This is a genomic window from Pseudomonas sp. FP215, from assembly GCF_030687795.1.
GTDB lineage: Bacteria > Pseudomonadota > Gammaproteobacteria > Pseudomonadales > Pseudomonadaceae > Aquipseudomonas > Aquipseudomonas salmasensis.
This window is the reverse complement of sequence record NZ_CP117447.1, coordinates 4,112,096-4,126,659: the sequence shown is the minus strand read 5'-3', so window position 1 is coordinate 4,126,659 and position 14,564 is coordinate 4,112,096. Positions and strand designations below refer to the sequence as shown.

Sequence of the window (14,564 nt, the reverse complement as noted above, 5' to 3'; positions counted from 1 at the left end):
TAACCCTTAAAAGTTGTCAGTGGAAGTGAATACGCCGACCCGAAGGCCTTCGGCAGTATAGATCTCGCGACCGTCGACAGTCACCGAACCGTCGGCGATGGCCAGGTTCAGCTTGCCCTTGAGGACGCGCTTGATTTGAATGTTATAGGTGACTTTCTTGGCGCTCGGCAGTACCTGGCCAAAGAACTTCACTTCGCCCGAACCCAGGGCGCGACCGCGGCCCGGCAGGCCTTGCCAGCCCAGGTAGAAACCGACCAGCTGCCACATGGCGTCAAGGCCCAGGCAGCCTGGCATCACAGGGTCACCTTCGAAGTGGCAAGCGAAGAACCACAGGTCAGGGGTGATATCCAGCTCGGCGACCAATTCACCTTTGCCGTACTTGCCACCCTCTTCGCTGATATGGGTGATGCGATCCACCATCAGCATGTTCGGGGCGGGCAGTTGCGCGTTACCTGGGCCGAACAGCTCACCGCGACTGCAGCGCAGCAGGTCTTCCCGAGTAAAGGCGTTTTGTTTGGTCATGCGAGCTCCTCAATAATCCCATGCGGCAGGGTAGGGCAAATCTTCCCGAACCGAATGAAGCGTTCATGCCTCATAGCGGCAGCCTACACATAGACTATTGCGTTGTAGTGAAAGTCACAGCGGCAAGGCACTGAATGTACACTTGTTCACTGAAATTTTAAACCGGGCCTGTTTATCGGCCCGTTCGGGTGCCTAAGACTGCCGCACTTTCGTCTTTCACGCCAGTCGCAGTTGGCTGATGGCGCGGCGCTATTGCACCCAGCGCTGCAGGATTTGCTGCAAATCCGTGCGTTTGAACGGCTTGGCCAGGTAATCGTTCATTCCGGCTGCCAGGCAGGCTTCGCGGTCGCCCTGCAAGGCGTTGGCCGTCAGGGCGATGATTGGTAGATCGGCGCAGCCGGGCAGTTGGCGAATCTGCCGCGTGGCTTCGTAGCCATCGATCAAGGGCAGGCGGCAGTCCATCAGGATGGCGGTGAAAATCAGGCTCTCGGCACTGCGGATCGCCTCGGCGCCGTCCGTGGCCAGGCTGACTTCAAAGCCCAGGCTGCGCAGCATCGCTTCGACCACGGTGCGGTTGACCGGGTTGTCTTCCACCAGCAGCACGTGGCGCCCGTCGCCGGCGCTGGCTTTGCCGAGCGCGTCAGGAGCGGCCACCGGCACATGCTGCTGGTCGATGGCCAGCGGAATTTCCAGGGTGAACACCGAGCCTCGACCTTCTTCGCTCTGGGCGCGCAAGGTACCTCCCATGCGCTCGGCCAGGGTGCGCGCAATCGGCAGGCCCAGGCCTGTTCCACCGTAACGCCTGGAAATCGAACTGTCGGCCTGCTGGAATGCATCGAACATCAAATCCAGGCGTTCGGCGGAAATACCAATGCCGCTGTCGCGCACGGTGCAGGTGAACCACACCAGCTCATGGTCCAGGGTTTGCCAGTGGGGCTCGACGGTCACGCTGCCACGTTCGGTAAATTTGAGTGCGTTGCCGATCAGGTTCACCAGGATCTGGCGGATCCGTGTCGGATCGCCGCGCACCCGCAGGGCCTCCATGCCCATGGGTATCGGCAGTTCCAGGCTCAGCCCGCGCTGCTGGGCGCTGTGTTGGAAAGCCTGGGCGCAGCTGTTGATCAGATCCGCCAGGTTGAACGCAATATGTTCCAGTTCCAGGGCGGCGCGTTCTATGCGCGAGAAATCAAGGATGTCATTGATCACCTTGAGCAAATGCTCGGTGGACTCGGACGCCAGCGCCGCATACTCGGTCTGCTCCTCGGTCATCTCGGTGGTTTCCAACAGTTGCAGCATGCCCAGTACACCATTCATGGGCGTGCGCAGTTCATGGCTCATCATCGCCAGGAAATCCGACTTGGCGTTGTTCGCCCGCTCGGCTTCTTCACGGGTCTGGATCAGCTGGGCCATGGCTTGCTGCTGTTCGCGACTGGCCTGTTGAAGGCCCTCGGCCAGGTTGTTGATATGCCGCGAAAGGTCGCCCAATTCCGAGTCATCGACGATCGGCAGTGGCGTTTTGTAGTCGCCTTGCTGGATGGCCTTGACCGCATGCCCCATGGCGCTGATCGGCTTTGACAGGCTCGCCGACAGGCGTCGCGCCAGCAGGAAGGTAAACAGCAGGGCGAACAGCGCCAGGATCCCGGCTTTGAATAGGATTTCCTGCTGGCGCTGGCTGAACGCATCGTTGGACATGCCCACGATCACCCGCCCCAGGTAATCCGCGCGGGGGGCCTTGGGTTCGTTGAGGTTGTCCTGGAAAAAGTCATTGTTGAGCTGAATGTGTTGCAGGCGGATCGGTGCCTGGAACACCTTCACCGACAGCGAGCGATCATGTCGCTCGGACGGCTGCTCCACGTACACCAGGATGTTCTCGGCGCTGTCCTGGATCTCGAGGAAGCGCACATGGGGGGTGGCCAAGGTCGCGCGCAGCAGGGTTTCAAGCACATCGTTGTTGCCGGAAATCACGCCGTACTCAGTGGCAGGCGCCAACTGGTTGGCGATCAATTGACCGGTGTGGTCCAGCTCCTGGCGCAAATCCTGGATGCGCACGAAGGTGAAGAAGGTGATGAGCAGCAGGGTCAACAGCAGCGCGGGGCCCAGGGTAATGAGCTGGGTGCGGGTGTTGATATCCCAACGACGGCGCAAGGTCATGGGCGTTTTTCTCCTTCTGCCAGGCGGGCGGCAACGGCGACTTCATCGACCTGTTCGATGCCCAGTGAGCGTGCGACTTGCGGGTTGCCCACGACTTTGAAGTGTTGCGGGTACAGCGTGTGCGGCCAATTGGCCGGCGGCTGGTCCAGCAGGTGATTCAGCACGGCGAGCCAGTCGGCCTGATCGCTGTAGGTGCTGGCCAGGCTGCCGGCCCGCACAAACCCGGCATTGGGCCCTACTAACGGCAGTTGCTGGGCATAACTGCTCAGCAACAGGTTTTTTACGGTCTTGGGGTTGTACAGGTTCGGGTCGTCGAGGCCCAGTAGCACGTCGCTGTTCTTGAACAGGTTTTGCAGCGGCCGGCTGTCACTGGTGTTCTCCCAGAGCTGGGGCACGATTTCCAGGCCCATGGGCTTGGCAGATTGAGTCAATTCGCGCAGCAGGAACTCGCTGCCAGCTTCGTAAAGCACGCCAACGCGCTGGGCCTGGGGCAGGATATGGGCGATCAGGCGCAACTGACGGTCCAGCGGCGGGTCGCTCCAGAGCAGGCTGATTTTCGCCGGATGGGTGTTGCCCAGGCGTTGCCGGGCCTGCAGGCGGCTGATGCGCAATACCAGGGTGGGCGGCCCTTGTTCATCCTGCAGTCGCCAGTCCAGGCCGGGCAGGTCAAGGAGGATCAGGCGGGTGCTGGCAGGCAAGTCCCTGGGCGCCGGCAACGCGTTGAGGGGGGTGAAGCTGACCTGGTCGTCGGGGCGCTGCTGGGCAAGGGCCTGGATAAAGGCGCGCACGCCGGCGCTGTCTTCGGCGGCCGTCAGCAGGATGTTGGCGCTCCACGCCGGCGCCGCCAGCAACAGGCACGCGAGCAGCAGGCCACGGCGCCAAAACCGTGAAACCAAGAGGGTCATCCGTGACTGATCGGCCATGTCAGAAGTCCAGCTCGGCGCTGAAGTAGAGAACGTGGCGATGGTCGTAGTTGTTGTCGGCCCAGGTGGTGGGCTGGTTGTCCAGGCGTTGTTGCAACATGCCCGCCAGCTCCACATTGGTTTTGCCTACGGCGATGCGCTTGGCCACCCGCAGGTCGACCCGCTGGAAGCGATACTGGTTGAGCGCGTCGTCGCCATAGTAGAACAAGGCGCTGGACCAACCCTGGCCCCATTCACGCAGCCAACCGGCCGAGCCGCTGTTACGCGCGGTTTGCGCCTTGTCCCGCGGGTTGCTGGAGGTGGCGTCTACATAAGCATAGGTCAGGCGCAGGCGGTCGGCGTTACTCACGCGCCAGTCGAACTGCGACTCGGCACCGCTAAAGCGCGCACTGTTGGCGTTGCTGGCGATGTATTGGTTGTTGCGCAGCGGCGAGCTGATCATGTCGGTGATTTCGTCATAGAACAGCTTCACGTCGACATTCAGCCCCAGCTCGGCAAAGAAGCCGTTGTAGCCCAGCTCGCGCGAGCGCATCAACTCTTTGTCGAGGTTGCCGGGGCCGCGCGTCACGACAAAATATTGCCCGGCGTTTTGCCCATAGGTCGGCGAACTGAGATTGGTGACGCGGTAGCTCCAATTGACGTTGTTCTCAAACATGTCCGGCGAGCGGATCGCCTCGGAGTAAACCGCGCGCAAGCCGTGGCGGGGGTTGATCAGGTAATTGACCGCCACACGCGGGGTAAGCGAGTTGCCGCTCAGGTGGGTGTCTTCGTACATGGCGCCACCTTGCAGCAGCCAGTGCTCGCTGGCGCGCCATTCCAGGTGCCCGAACAGGCGCCAGGTGGTGTCGTCCAGGGTGCCATTGAAGTAGGTCTCGGAATCGGCGCGGTCGTAGCGGTAATTCATGCCGCTGACCAGGCGCAGGCTGTCGGAGAGGCTGAGCGTGTCCTGGATCTCCAGGTCGTAGCGGCTTTCACGGGTGCTCTGGTCGATATCGCCACACACGCTCTGGTTGGCGCCGTTGCGCCACTGGTCCAGCACCTGGTTGGCCAAGGCCTGTTCGGCGGCGTTACCCGGTGGGGCGGAGCCTTGGCTGTAGGTGTCCATGTGCCGCGCCAGCAATTCGGCATAGTTGGGGTTGAGCTGCCATAGCTGGGTCAATTCAGGGCTGAACGAGGCCTTGGCGTCACAGGCTTTCCAGATTTGCTTGCGGTCCCATTGCTGTGCCGAGCCCTGGATATACAGGCTGTGATCGGGGTTGAAGTCGAAGTTCCAGCGCAGGGAGCCGGCGTAGTCTTTGGCGGTGACGTCGGAATTGGTGCCGCCTTCGGTAATCCCGGCAAACACTGGGGTGTAGGTGTATGGGCGTTGGTTGGTGCCTTCCTTGACGTTCAGTTGCCAGTCGAGGCTTTGTTGCGCGTTCAAGGTCTGGCTCACCGCCAGGCTGAAACGGTTGAGACGACGCCCGTCACGGCGGTCGGCGCCGGCCGCGTCGCTGTCAAAACCATCGTCCTGTTGCCCGGACAGGGACAAGCGCAAATCACCGGTCTCCCAGCCCACACCCTGGCTGGCATAGAAGTCATTGATGCCACGCTCGCCACGGATGACCTTTACCCGCGAGCCGTGGCTGTTGGCCGGCGAGCGGGTGAGGATATTCACCACCGCCATCAGCGCATTGGCACCGTAGCTGACCGTGTTGGGGCCGCGAAACACCTCGATGCGCTCGATATCCTCCATGGCCACCGGGATATCGCTCCAGTCCACCGTGGCCAGGCCGGCGCGGTAGACCGAGCGCCCATCGATCAGCACCTGCATGCGCCGTGCATCGCTGGCGCTGGTGCCGTGGTAATTCACTGAGGCCTGGTTACCGCTGGTGTAGCCGACCATCATCCCCGGGACCAGCCGCAGCAGTTCCGAGATGTCCCGGGCGCCGCTGGCCTTGATCAGCTCACTGTCGATCACCGTCATGCTGCCGGGCACGGCGGCGGCCGATTGCTTAAGGCGCGTGGCGGTCAAGACCTGCGGCAGCGGCTGGCTGTCGAGGAATAGATCGTCGGCTTGCGCGCAGGTAGCGCACGCCAGCATCAATAACAGTGATGAACGAGGAGGGGGGCCTAGATACACGGCACGGCCTTGTTAATTGCGGATAGCCGCCCATGTTAACCGAGGCGCGGCTATTTGCCAGTCGTAGGACTTGCAATTACTTCGCACCTCCATGGCATTTTCCGACAACCCCGCGAATTGATACGGGGGCTGGCCGCAAGCCGGGCGCCCCGTATAATGCCGCCATCGCCACTGGTATGGATTAACGGATTGCATATGACTGAACAGCGCCCTATTGCGGTCCTGGGAGGCGGAAGTTTTGGTACCGCCGTGGCTAACCTGCTGGCCGAGAACGGCCACGCGGTGCGCCAGTGGATGCGCGACCCCGAGCAGGCCGAAGCCATTCGCGTGCATCGCGAAAACCCCCGTTACCTTAAAGGTATCAAGATTCATCCTGCCGTCGAGCCGGTGACCGACCTGCTGGAAACCCTCACGGCCTGCGACCTGTGCTTCGTCGCGCTGCCTTCCAGTGCCTTGCGCTCGGTATTGGCGCCCCACGCCGAACGCCTGGCCGGCAAGCTGCTGGTCAGCCTGACCAAGGGCATCGAGGCCCACACCTTCAAGTTGATGAGTGAAATCCTCACCGAAATAGCCCCGCAGGCGCGTATTGGCGTGCTGTCCGGGCCTAACCTGGCGCGGGAAGTAGCCGAGCACGCATTGACCGCCACCGTGGTTGCCAGTGAAGACGAAGCCTTGTGCGAGCGCGTCCAGGCCGTGCTGCATGGCCGTACCTTCCGGGTCTACGCCAGCGCCGATCGCTTCGGCGTCGAATTGGGCGGGGCGTTGAAAAACGTCTACGCGATCATTGCCGGCATGGCCGTGGCCCTGGGCATGGGCGAAAACACCAAGAGCATGTTGATCACCCGTGCCCTGGCCGAGATGACCCGTTTTGCGGTGAACCAGGGCGCCAACCCCATGACCTTCCTCGGCCTGGCGGGCGTGGGTGACTTGATCGTCACCTGTTCATCGCCTAAAAGCCGCAACTATCAGGTCGGGTTTGCCTTGGGCCAAGGGCTGAGCCTGGACGAGGCGGTGACGCGCCTGGGCGAAGTGGCCGAAGGGGTCAACACCCTCAAGGTCTTGAAGGCCAAGGCCCAGGAAGTGGGCGTATATATGCCGCTGGTCGCCGGGCTGCACGCGATCCTGTTCGAAGGGCGCACCTTGAACCAGGTCATCGAGTTGCTGATGCGGGCCGAGCCCAAGACCGATGTCGACTTTATTTCCACCAGTGGTTTCAACTGAGGAACGCGTCATGAACGATCCCAAAGCTGCCCCTCCTTACGAGTCGATTGTCTTGCGCATCCTGTGGATGCTGGTGTTTGCGCTGGTATGGCAGGTGGCGCAATTCCTGCTCGGCGCGCTGGTGGTGGTGCAATTGATTTACCGGCTGATCTACGGCGCACCGAACCTGGGCCTGATGAATTTTGGCGACAGCCTCAGCCAGTTCCTGGCGCAGATCGGCCGCTTTGGCAGCTTCCACACTGAACAAAAGCCTTGGCCGTTCGCCGATTGGCCAACCCCGCGTGCGCCCGAAGGTGAAGCGGCCCACAGCGTACCGCCGGCACCGCACCCGGTGCGTGATGAAGAGCCGAAGCTATGAAGGTATGGATTTTGCGTCACGGTGAGGCCCAAGCGCATGCGCGCACGGACGCCGAGCGCAACCTTACCGAGCATGGGCGTGCCGAAGTCTTGCGCAGTGCTGCGCACCTGATTGGCCAGCCCTTGGGCGCCATCATTGCCAGCCCTTATGTGCGAGCGCAGCAGACGGCGCAGTTGGTGCGCGATGTGCTGGGGTTTGAGCGCGAGATCCTTACGGTGCCGTGGCTGACGCCTGATGAGGATGTTCGACAGGTGCTGGAGAAGCTCGATACCGATGACGACGTGCTGTTGGTCAGCCACCAGCCGTTGGTGGGCAACCTGATCAGTTTTTTGCAGCATGGGCATCAGCGTCAGCCACAGCCGATGTATACGGCCAGCTTGGCGCAGCTTGAGGGGGACTTTCCGTTGGCGGGGTTGATGAGTCTGGTGGATGTGAAGAATCCCTAACGCACTCCAACTGTGGGAGCTGGCTTGCCTGCGATGACGGCCTGCCAGCCAACACCTGTCCACCTGACACCCCACAATCCAACTGTGGGAGCGGGCTTGCTCGCGAAGGCGGTTTGGCAGTCAACACAGTTGGATTGGGTACATATCCATTGCTGCGGTAACGGCGGCTTAGGGGGCCGCCCTGACGGCGGGTCACTTTTGGAAGGACCCAAAAGTAACCAAAAGGTCCTCGCCCCACCACTCGGCACCTCGCTTAGGCTCGGTGTGCCCGTAATTCGCCAGTGATTTGGGGGGCCGCCGCCACGCGCCATCCTTGGCGCGGGGCGGCTAAACCGGCATCCCTGCCGGTTTACCCCCCAAATCCCTGTCGAATTCCGGCCAGCGTGGTTTGATGGGGCGCTTAAGATCAAGATCACAAGCAGATCAAGATCAAGAGCGACTCGCTTCGCATCGTGGTTAGCGGCAGGCCGTTTCCTTTGCCTGTGCTATACAGTCAGCCAAGCAAGTGCTTGGTTGGCTGTATCTCGGATCACAAAGGAGTGCGTCCCATGCCTGTCGCTTTTCGTTTGCCGTTGCAGGTCTTCTTTGAGCGTGAAGCGCGGCACCCGCGTAAAGTTTTTCTTGTTCAGCCCATCGGCGGCGGTGAGGTGCAGACCCTCACCTGGGGCGAGGTGGGCCACCAGGCGCGTTGCGCTGCGCACTGGCTGCGTGCGCGGAAGTTGCCCCTGGGCTCGCACATTGCGCTGATTTCAAAAAACTGCGCCCACTGGATCATCGCCGACCTGGCGATCTGGATGGCCGGGCATGTGTCGGTGCCGCTTTATCCCAACCTCACCGCTGAGTCCGTCGCCCATGTGTTGACCCATTCGCAGGCGCGGTTGGCGTTGATCGGTAAACTCGATGACTGGCCGGCGATGGCGCCTGGCGTTCCTGCGGGGGTGCCGACTATCAGCCTGCCGCTGTGTCCGGAGGGGACTTTCGATTTCAGTTGGATGGACCTGCAAGCCTGTTCTCCTATCCAGGACAACCCGCTGCCGGATGCCGCCAGCCTGGCCACTATTATCTACACCTCCGGTACTACGGGCCTGCCTAAAGGGGTGATGCACAGTTTCGGCGCCTTGGGTTTTGCTGCCACGCGCGGTACTGAGTTGTTCGGCCTGGGGGAGGGTGACCGGTTGCTGTCGTACCTGCCGCTGTGCCATGTGGCGGAGCGGATGTTTGTTGAAATGGCGTCGATCTATACCGGGCAAACCGTTTTTTTCGCCGAGAGCCTGGAGACGTTCCTCACCGATCTGCGCAGGGCGCGGCCGACGGCCTTGTTTGGTGTGCCGCGCATCTGGACCAAATTCCAACTGGGCGTCTACGCCAAAATCCCGGAAAAACGCCTCGATACCCTGTTACGCCTGCCTTTTATCGGCAAGCGCGTCGGCCATAAAGTCCTCGCCGGTCTGGGGCTGGATGCGCTGCGTATCGCTCTGTCCGGCGCGGCGCCGGTGCCCGAGGCGTTGCTGCGTTGGTATCAGCGCCTGGGCCTGGATGTGCTGGAGGTGTATGGCATGACCGAAAACTGCGGCTATTCCCATGTGTGTCGCCCTGGCGGGCAAAGGCTCGGCTGGATCGGCCAGTCCTGCCCAGGTGTGCAAGTGCGTATCGACCCGTCAGGCGAAGTGCAGGTACACAGTGGCGCGACCATGCTGGGCTATTTCAAGGACCCGCAGAAAACCGCGGATACGCTCACCGCAGATGGTTTCCTGCGCACGGGGGACAAGGGCGAGCAGGACGCGGACGGCCGGCTGCGCCTGACCGGGCGCCTCAAGGAGATCTTCAAGACCAGCAAAGGCAAATACGTGGCCCCGGCGCCGATTGAAAACCGCTTGGCCGAACATGCGCGTATTGAACAGGTGTGTGTGATCGGCGAGGGGCTCAGCGCACCGATCGGGCTGTGCGTGTTGTCGGCGCCGGACGAGGACCGCCACGCCCTGGGCAGTGGCCTTCAGCGTTGGCTGGCACAGGTGAATGCCGGCCTGGATAAGCATGAGCGCATGGGGCAGTTGGTGGTGGTGAAAGATCACTGGGCGGTGGAAAACGGTTTTCTCACGCCGACCTTGAAGATCAAGCGCAACGTGATCGAGTCGACGTACGGGCCACATTTGCAAGCGTGGAGCGCGCGCGGCGAAACCGTTCTGTGGCAGGATTAGGGCCGTAATAAAACCAACAAGGACAACCGTATGAGCCTGTGGCGTACCCAACCGAATATCGAACACCTCAACGCGATCCAGAAAAACACCATCGGTGAAATGCTGGATATTCGTTTCGAAAGCTTCGACGACGAATCCCTTACCGCCAGCATGGTGGTCGACCACCGCACCCATCAGCCCTACGGCCTGCTGCACGGCGGCGCCTCGGTGGTGCTGGCCGAAAGTGTCGGCTCCATGGCCGCCTATTTGTGCATTGATGCCAGCAAGTTCTATTGCGTGGGCCTGGAGGTCAACGCCAACCACCTGCGCGGTGTGCGCAGCGGGCGGGTGACGGCGGTGGCCAAGGCCATTCATATCGGGCGCACCACCCAGGTGTGGGACATCCGCTTGAGCAGCGACGAGGGCAAGGCCAGTTGTGTCTCACGCCTGACCATGGCCGTGGTGCCGCTGGGTGAACAACCGCCGGCGCGATAGGCGTGGCGTGAGTGTCATCATTCCTGGCAGTTACAGTCATTGCTGTAGGCGCCGGGCATGGTGACAATCCCCCTCTGTTCTGGTTGATGGAAACTGTATGTCGCAGCACGTGTTTTTTACCCACGCCAATGGCTTCCCTTCGGCCACCTACGGCAAGCTGTTTGCTGCCCTGGCCCCGGAATATGCAGTGGCACATCTGCCGCAGCACGGTCACGACCCCAGGTTCCCGGTGGATGATAACTGGCAGAACCTCGTGGACGAACTCATCCACCATCTGGAGCAGCAGCCAGAGCCGGTCTGGGGCGTAGGCCATTCCTTGGGCGGCGTGCTGCATTTGCACGCGGCCATGCGCTGCCCGCACCTGTATCGGGGCGTGGTGATGCTGGATTCACCGGTGCTCACCCGCGCAGACCGCTGGGTGATCCGCGCTGCCAAGCGCTTTGGCTTTATCGACCGCCTCACCCCAGCCGGACGCACCCTTGGCCGGCGCGAAGAATTCACCGACCTGGACACCGCGCGCAGCTACTTCGCCGGCAAGACCCTGTTCCGGGGCTTTGACCCCGACTGTTTTGACGCGTACCTGCAACATGGCCTGCTGCAAGTGGGCGACCGCCTGCGCCTGCGGTTCGACCCGGCCACCGAAATCAGCATCTATCGCGGCGTGCCCCACACCAGCCCGGGCCAGGTGCGCCAGTTGAAGGTGCCCCTGGCCGTGGTGCGTGGCCGCCAGAGCCGAGTGGTGATGCGTCACCATGCCAGCGGCGTCGACCGCTTGCCCGTGGGCGAAATGCTCACCATGCCCGGCGGCCATATGTTCCCCCTTGAACGCCCTCAGGACACCGCCGCCTTGATCAAAAATCTGTTCGCCCGCTGGCAGGCCCGTGAGCGCAGTTGCGCATGAGCACACCTGTCGAAGAGGTACGCCTGAGCCTGCCGCACATCGAGCTCGCCGCGCATCTGTTCGGGCCCGAGGACGGCCTGCCGGTGATTGCCCTGCATGGCTGGCTGGACAACGCCAACAGCTTTGCGCGCCTGGCGCCCAAGCTGCACGGCCTGCGCATCGTCGCCTTGGACATGGCGGGGCATGGGCATTCGGCGCACCGCCCGGCCGGCGCCGGTTATGCCTTGTGGGATTACGTCTACGACGTGCTGCAGGTGGCCGAGCAACTGGGTTGGAAACGTTTTGCATTACTCGGCCACTCTCTTGGCGCCATCGTCTCCCTGGTGTTGGCCGGGGCCTTGCCGGAGCGGGTGACACACCTGGGCCTGATCGATGGCGTGATCCCGCCGACCGCCAGCGGCGAGAGCGCGGCCGAGCGCCTGGGCATGGCCTTGCAGGCGCAATTGAGCCTGCAAGATAAGCGCAAGCCGGTCTACAACAGCCTTGATCGAGCGGTTGAGGCGCGGATGAAAGGCGTGGTGGCGGTCAGCCGTGAAGCGGCGCAGCTCCTGGCCCAGCGCGGTTTGATGCCGGTACCGGGCGGTTACACCTGGCGCAGCGACAGCCGACTGACCCTGGCGTCGCCGATGCGCCTGACCGAAGAACAAGCCATGGCTTTCGTGCGAAGGATAGGGTGCCCTACGCAGTTGGTGGTCGCGGCTGACGGCATGCTGGCGAAACATCCCGAATTGCTTTCTCAGCTACCCTTCACGGTTACCACGCTGCCAGGCGGCCATCATTTACACCTGAATGACGAGCCCGGCGCGGCTCTTGTTGCAGACTGTTTCAATCGGTTCTTCTCCACGCCTTGACTTGGCGGGGTCAACTGCCGAGGCTGGGCGGATTGAAAGGGAGTCAACCATGAACACACTCAATATCGCTGTGACCAACATTGGCCAGGGCTCACTGATCCGATGAGCCTGGGTAAAGGAAGTATCCGTGCCCTTGGCCTTTGCTGTTTCAGCCCCCTGGTATTTGCCGCCGACCTGCCGGGCAGCCAGGATTTACCGGCGGTAGCCCGCCAGGTGGATGCGCAAATCGTCGATTACCGCCCCGCTGAAGACAAGGAACGCATCTACCCCATGGGCGCGATCCGCAAGATCAGCGGCCAGTTGCGCTATGAAGGCCAAGCCATCGCGCGCGGCCCGGCCACTGCAATCACCTATGAACTGCCCGCTGAACACAGCTCCAGCGCTGCCTTTACCGCAACGCGCGAAGCTTTGCAGGCCAAGGGGGCGCAGTTGTTGTTCTGGTGCAAGGCCCGCGATTGTGGCGAAAGCAGCCTGTGGGCCAACGAAGTGTTCGGCAACGCCAAGCTGGTGGGCGCCGACGGCCAACAGGAATACCTGCTGCTACGCCTGGCCGCCCCGCAGGACAATTCCCTGGTCGCGCTGTACGGCATCACCCGTGGTAACCGCCGCGCCTACCTGCATGTGGAGCAACTCGACGCCAGCGCGCCCTTAGGCGACCTGCTGCCCACCTCGGCCACCCTGCTGCGTGAACTCAAAAGCACCGGCGAGCTGGATTTCCCCGCGCTGGGCGCCGAACCGGATGACACCTGGCTGACCTTGATATCCCGCGCCTTGAACCTCGATACCACCCTGCGCGTCAGCCTGAACGGCCCGCAGGCCGAGGCCTGGCGCCAGGCGCTGGTGGAGAAGGGCGTGCGCACCGCCCGTCTGGAAACCGGCAGCGGTGAAACCCAAGGGCTGCATCTGCATCTGATACGCTAAGCACCACAGGGCGAACGGACCCGCGCCGTTCGCCTAAGCTCTCTTTCTACAGCCTTCTTCTCGAGATACCCGATGCTCAATAACGATCGCCTGCTGGTGCAAATCCTGCTGTTGGTGCTGTTTGGTGCCAGCTTCTGGGTCATGGCGCCGTTCTGGTCGGCGCTGTTCTGGGGCGCGGTGCTGGCCTTTGCCAGTTGGCCGCTGATGCGTTTGCTCACCCGCTGGCTGGGCGGTCGGGAATCCCTGGCGGCTGGCATCCTGACGTTGGGCTGGATGTTGCTGGTGGCGGTGCCATTGGTGTGGCTGGGGTTCAACCTGGCTGACCATGTGCGTGATGCAGTGGCGCTGATCAAGGACATCCAGGTCGACGGCTTGCCCGAGGCGCCGACCTGGTTGGGGTCGATCCCCTTCGTAGGCGAGCGCCTGGTGGCGACATGGGACAGTATTGATCAACAAGGCGCGGCGCTGATGGTGAGCATCAAGCCGTACCTGGGCCAGGTCGGTAATTGGTTGTTGGCGCGCAGTGCGCAAATTGGCGGCGGCATTCTTGAGCTGACCCTGAGCCTGGTCTTCGTGTTCTTTTTCTACCGTGACGGGCCGCGCCTGGCGATGTTTGTGCACCGCCTGTTGGAGCGCCTGATTGGCGAGCGTGCTGGCTATTACATCGAACTGGTGGCCGGCACGGTACAGCGGGTGGTCAATGGTGTGATCGGCACCGCTGCGGCCCAGGCGCTGCTGGCGCTGATCGGCTTTCTGATCGCAGGCGTGCCGGGCGCGTTGGTGCTGGGTATCGTGACCTTCTTGCTCAGCCTGATTCCCATGGGCCCGCCGCTGGTGTGGATCCCGGCCACGGCGTGGCTGGCGTGGAAGGGCGACTACACCTACGCGGTGTTCCTGGGCGTGTGGGGCACGTTCGTGATCAGCGGCGTGGATAACGTGCTCAAGCCGTACCTGATCAGCCGTGGCGGCAACCTGCCGTTGGTGATTGTGTTGTTGGGCGTGTTTGGCGGGTTGATAGCGTTCGGCTTTATCGGCCTGTTTATCGGCCCGACGTTGTTGGCGGTGGCTTACAGCCTGCTGACAGACTGGAGCGCGAGCCAGGCGCAGGTGCGCCGTGAAGACAAACCGTGTAACTGATCGGTGACTACATAACTGTCATGCGACGCTGCACCTGTGGGAGCTGGCTTGCCTGCGAAGACGGCCTGACAGCCGACCGGGATGTTGGATTTGACCGCGTACATATCCGTTATTTAGGTAACGGCCACTTAGGGTTCCGCCCTGACGGCGGCTCACTTTTGAAAAGCGCAAAAGTAAGCAAAACGCTCTTGCCCCACCACTCGGCACCTCGCTTAGGCTCGGTGTGCCCGTAATCCGCCAGTGATTTGGGGGGCCGCCGCCACGCGCCATCCATGGCGCGGGGCGGCTAAACCGGCATCCCTGCCGGTTTACCCCCCAAATCCCTGTCGAATTCCGGCC

13 protein-coding genes are annotated in these 14,564 nt (G+C 62.2%); 9 read left to right on the top strand and 4 right to left on the bottom strand.

What is annotated here, in order from left to right:
- Positions 1 to 6 precede the first annotated feature (6 nt).
- The 4 genes from fabA to PSH76_RS18560 all read right to left on the bottom strand — a co-directional run bounded on the left by fabA (position 7) and on the right by PSH76_RS18560 (position 5,718).
- Complete coding sequence (gene fabA, locus PSH76_RS18575) at positions 7 to 522, bottom strand: 3-hydroxyacyl-[acyl-carrier-protein] dehydratase FabA (protein WP_003190035.1); 516 nt, start codon at positions 520 to 522, stop codon at positions 7 to 9.
- Between the two features lie 249 nt (positions 523 to 771).
- Positions 772 to 2,673 (bottom strand): ATP-binding protein, encoded by a 1,902-nt coding sequence (locus tag PSH76_RS18570; protein ID WP_305492699.1) that lies wholly within the window; start codon positions 2,671 to 2,673, stop codon positions 772 to 774.
- Entirely contained in the window at positions 2,670 to 3,596 is a 927-nt protein-coding gene (locus tag PSH76_RS18565; RefSeq protein ID WP_032892623.1) for an ABC transporter substrate-binding protein, read from the bottom strand. The genes PSH76_RS18570 and PSH76_RS18565 overlap by 4 nt, the downstream gene beginning before the upstream one ends.
- 1 nt (position 3,597) lies before the next feature.
- Entirely contained in the window at positions 3,598 to 5,718 is a 2,121-nt protein-coding gene (locus PSH76_RS18560; RefSeq protein ID WP_138763462.1) for a TonB-dependent siderophore receptor, read from the bottom strand.
- A gap of 195 nt (positions 5,719 to 5,913) precedes the next feature.
- Here PSH76_RS18560 and PSH76_RS18555 point away from each other — a divergent pair, with 195 nt between their 5' ends.
- From PSH76_RS18555 to PSH76_RS18515, 9 genes are all read left to right on the top strand, one after another.
- On the top strand, positions 5,914 to 6,939 hold the full coding sequence (locus PSH76_RS18555; protein ID WP_044273025.1) for an NAD(P)H-dependent glycerol-3-phosphate dehydrogenase: 1,026 nt from the start codon (positions 5,914 to 5,916) through the stop codon (positions 6,937 to 6,939).
- A gap of 10 nt (positions 6,940 to 6,949) precedes the next feature.
- A complete protein-coding gene (locus PSH76_RS18550) occupies positions 6,950 to 7,297 on the top strand; it encodes a DUF4389 domain-containing protein (protein ID WP_003190047.1) in 348 nt (115 codons plus the stop codon).
- A complete protein-coding gene (gene sixA / locus PSH76_RS18545; RefSeq protein ID WP_032892620.1) occupies positions 7,294 to 7,743 on the top strand; it encodes a phosphohistidine phosphatase SixA in 450 nt (149 codons plus the stop codon). The genes PSH76_RS18550 and sixA overlap by 4 nt, the downstream gene beginning before the upstream one ends.
- A 548-nt stretch (positions 7,744 to 8,291) precedes the next feature.
- Complete coding sequence (locus tag PSH76_RS18540) at positions 8,292 to 9,941, top strand: AMP-binding protein (protein WP_305492698.1); 1,650 nt, start codon at positions 8,292 to 8,294, stop codon at positions 9,939 to 9,941.
- A 30-nt stretch (positions 9,942 to 9,971) separates the two neighbouring features.
- Complete coding sequence (locus PSH76_RS18535) at positions 9,972 to 10,415, top strand: hotdog fold thioesterase (protein WP_014717751.1); 444 nt, start codon at positions 9,972 to 9,974, stop codon at positions 10,413 to 10,415.
- A 97-nt stretch (positions 10,416 to 10,512) separates the two neighbouring features.
- The gene (locus tag PSH76_RS18530) at positions 10,513 to 11,316 is read left to right on the top strand and encodes an alpha/beta fold hydrolase (protein WP_305492697.1); all 804 of its coding nucleotides are present in this window, start codon (positions 10,513 to 10,515) and stop codon (positions 11,314 to 11,316) included.
- Positions 11,313 to 12,167, top strand: coding sequence for an alpha/beta hydrolase (locus PSH76_RS18525; protein ID WP_305492696.1), 855 nt, complete (start codon positions 11,313 to 11,315; stop codon positions 12,165 to 12,167). The genes PSH76_RS18530 and PSH76_RS18525 overlap by 4 nt, the downstream gene beginning before the upstream one ends.
- A 102-nt stretch (positions 12,168 to 12,269) precedes the next feature.
- Positions 12,270 to 13,088 carry a DUF4892 domain-containing protein gene (locus PSH76_RS18520; RefSeq protein ID WP_305492695.1) on the top strand — a complete coding sequence of 273 codons (819 nt, stop codon included), beginning with the start codon at positions 12,270 to 12,272 and terminating at the stop codon, positions 13,086 to 13,088.
- A gap of 72 nt (positions 13,089 to 13,160) precedes the next feature.
- Entirely contained in the window at positions 13,161 to 14,225 is a 1,065-nt protein-coding gene (locus PSH76_RS18515) for an AI-2E family transporter (protein WP_003190063.1), read from the top strand.
- Positions 14,226 to 14,564: the final 339 nt, after the last annotated feature.

Excerpts from the sequence above, each read along its gene's own strand:
- PSH76_RS18555 (WP_044273025.1), top strand. The coding sequence starts at position 5,914 with ATGACTGAACAGCGCCCTATTGCGGTCCTGGGAGGCGGAAGTTTTGGT.
- PSH76_RS18525 (WP_305492696.1), top strand. The coding sequence starts at position 11,313 with ATGAGCACACCTGTCGAAGAGGTACGCCTGAGCCTGCCGCACATCGAG.
- PSH76_RS18550 (WP_003190047.1), top strand. The coding sequence starts at position 6,950 with ATGAACGATCCCAAAGCTGCCCCTCCTTACGAGTCGATTGTCTTGCGC.
- PSH76_RS18515 (WP_003190063.1), top strand. The coding sequence starts at position 13,161 with ATGCTCAATAACGATCGCCTGCTGGTGCAAATCCTGCTGTTGGTGCTG.
- PSH76_RS18530 (WP_305492697.1), top strand. The coding sequence starts at position 10,513 with ATGTCGCAGCACGTGTTTTTTACCCACGCCAATGGCTTCCCTTCGGCC.
- sixA (WP_032892620.1), top strand. The coding sequence starts at position 7,294 with ATGAAGGTATGGATTTTGCGTCACGGTGAGGCCCAAGCGCATGCGCGC.
- PSH76_RS18520 (WP_305492695.1), top strand. The coding sequence starts at position 12,270 with ATGAGCCTGGGTAAAGGAAGTATCCGTGCCCTTGGCCTTTGCTGTTTC.
- PSH76_RS18565 (WP_032892623.1), bottom strand. The coding sequence starts at position 3,596 with ATGGCCGATCAGTCACGGATGACCCTCTTGGTTTCACGGTTTTGGCGC.
- fabA (WP_003190035.1), bottom strand. The coding sequence starts at position 522 with ATGACCAAACAAAACGCCTTTACTCGGGAAGACCTGCTGCGCTGCAGT.
- PSH76_RS18540 (WP_305492698.1), top strand. The coding sequence starts at position 8,292 with ATGCCTGTCGCTTTTCGTTTGCCGTTGCAGGTCTTCTTTGAGCGTGAA.
- PSH76_RS18535 (WP_014717751.1), top strand. The coding sequence starts at position 9,972 with ATGAGCCTGTGGCGTACCCAACCGAATATCGAACACCTCAACGCGATC.
- PSH76_RS18570 (WP_305492699.1), bottom strand. The coding sequence starts at position 2,673 with ATGACCTTGCGCCGTCGTTGGGATATCAACACCCGCACCCAGCTCATT.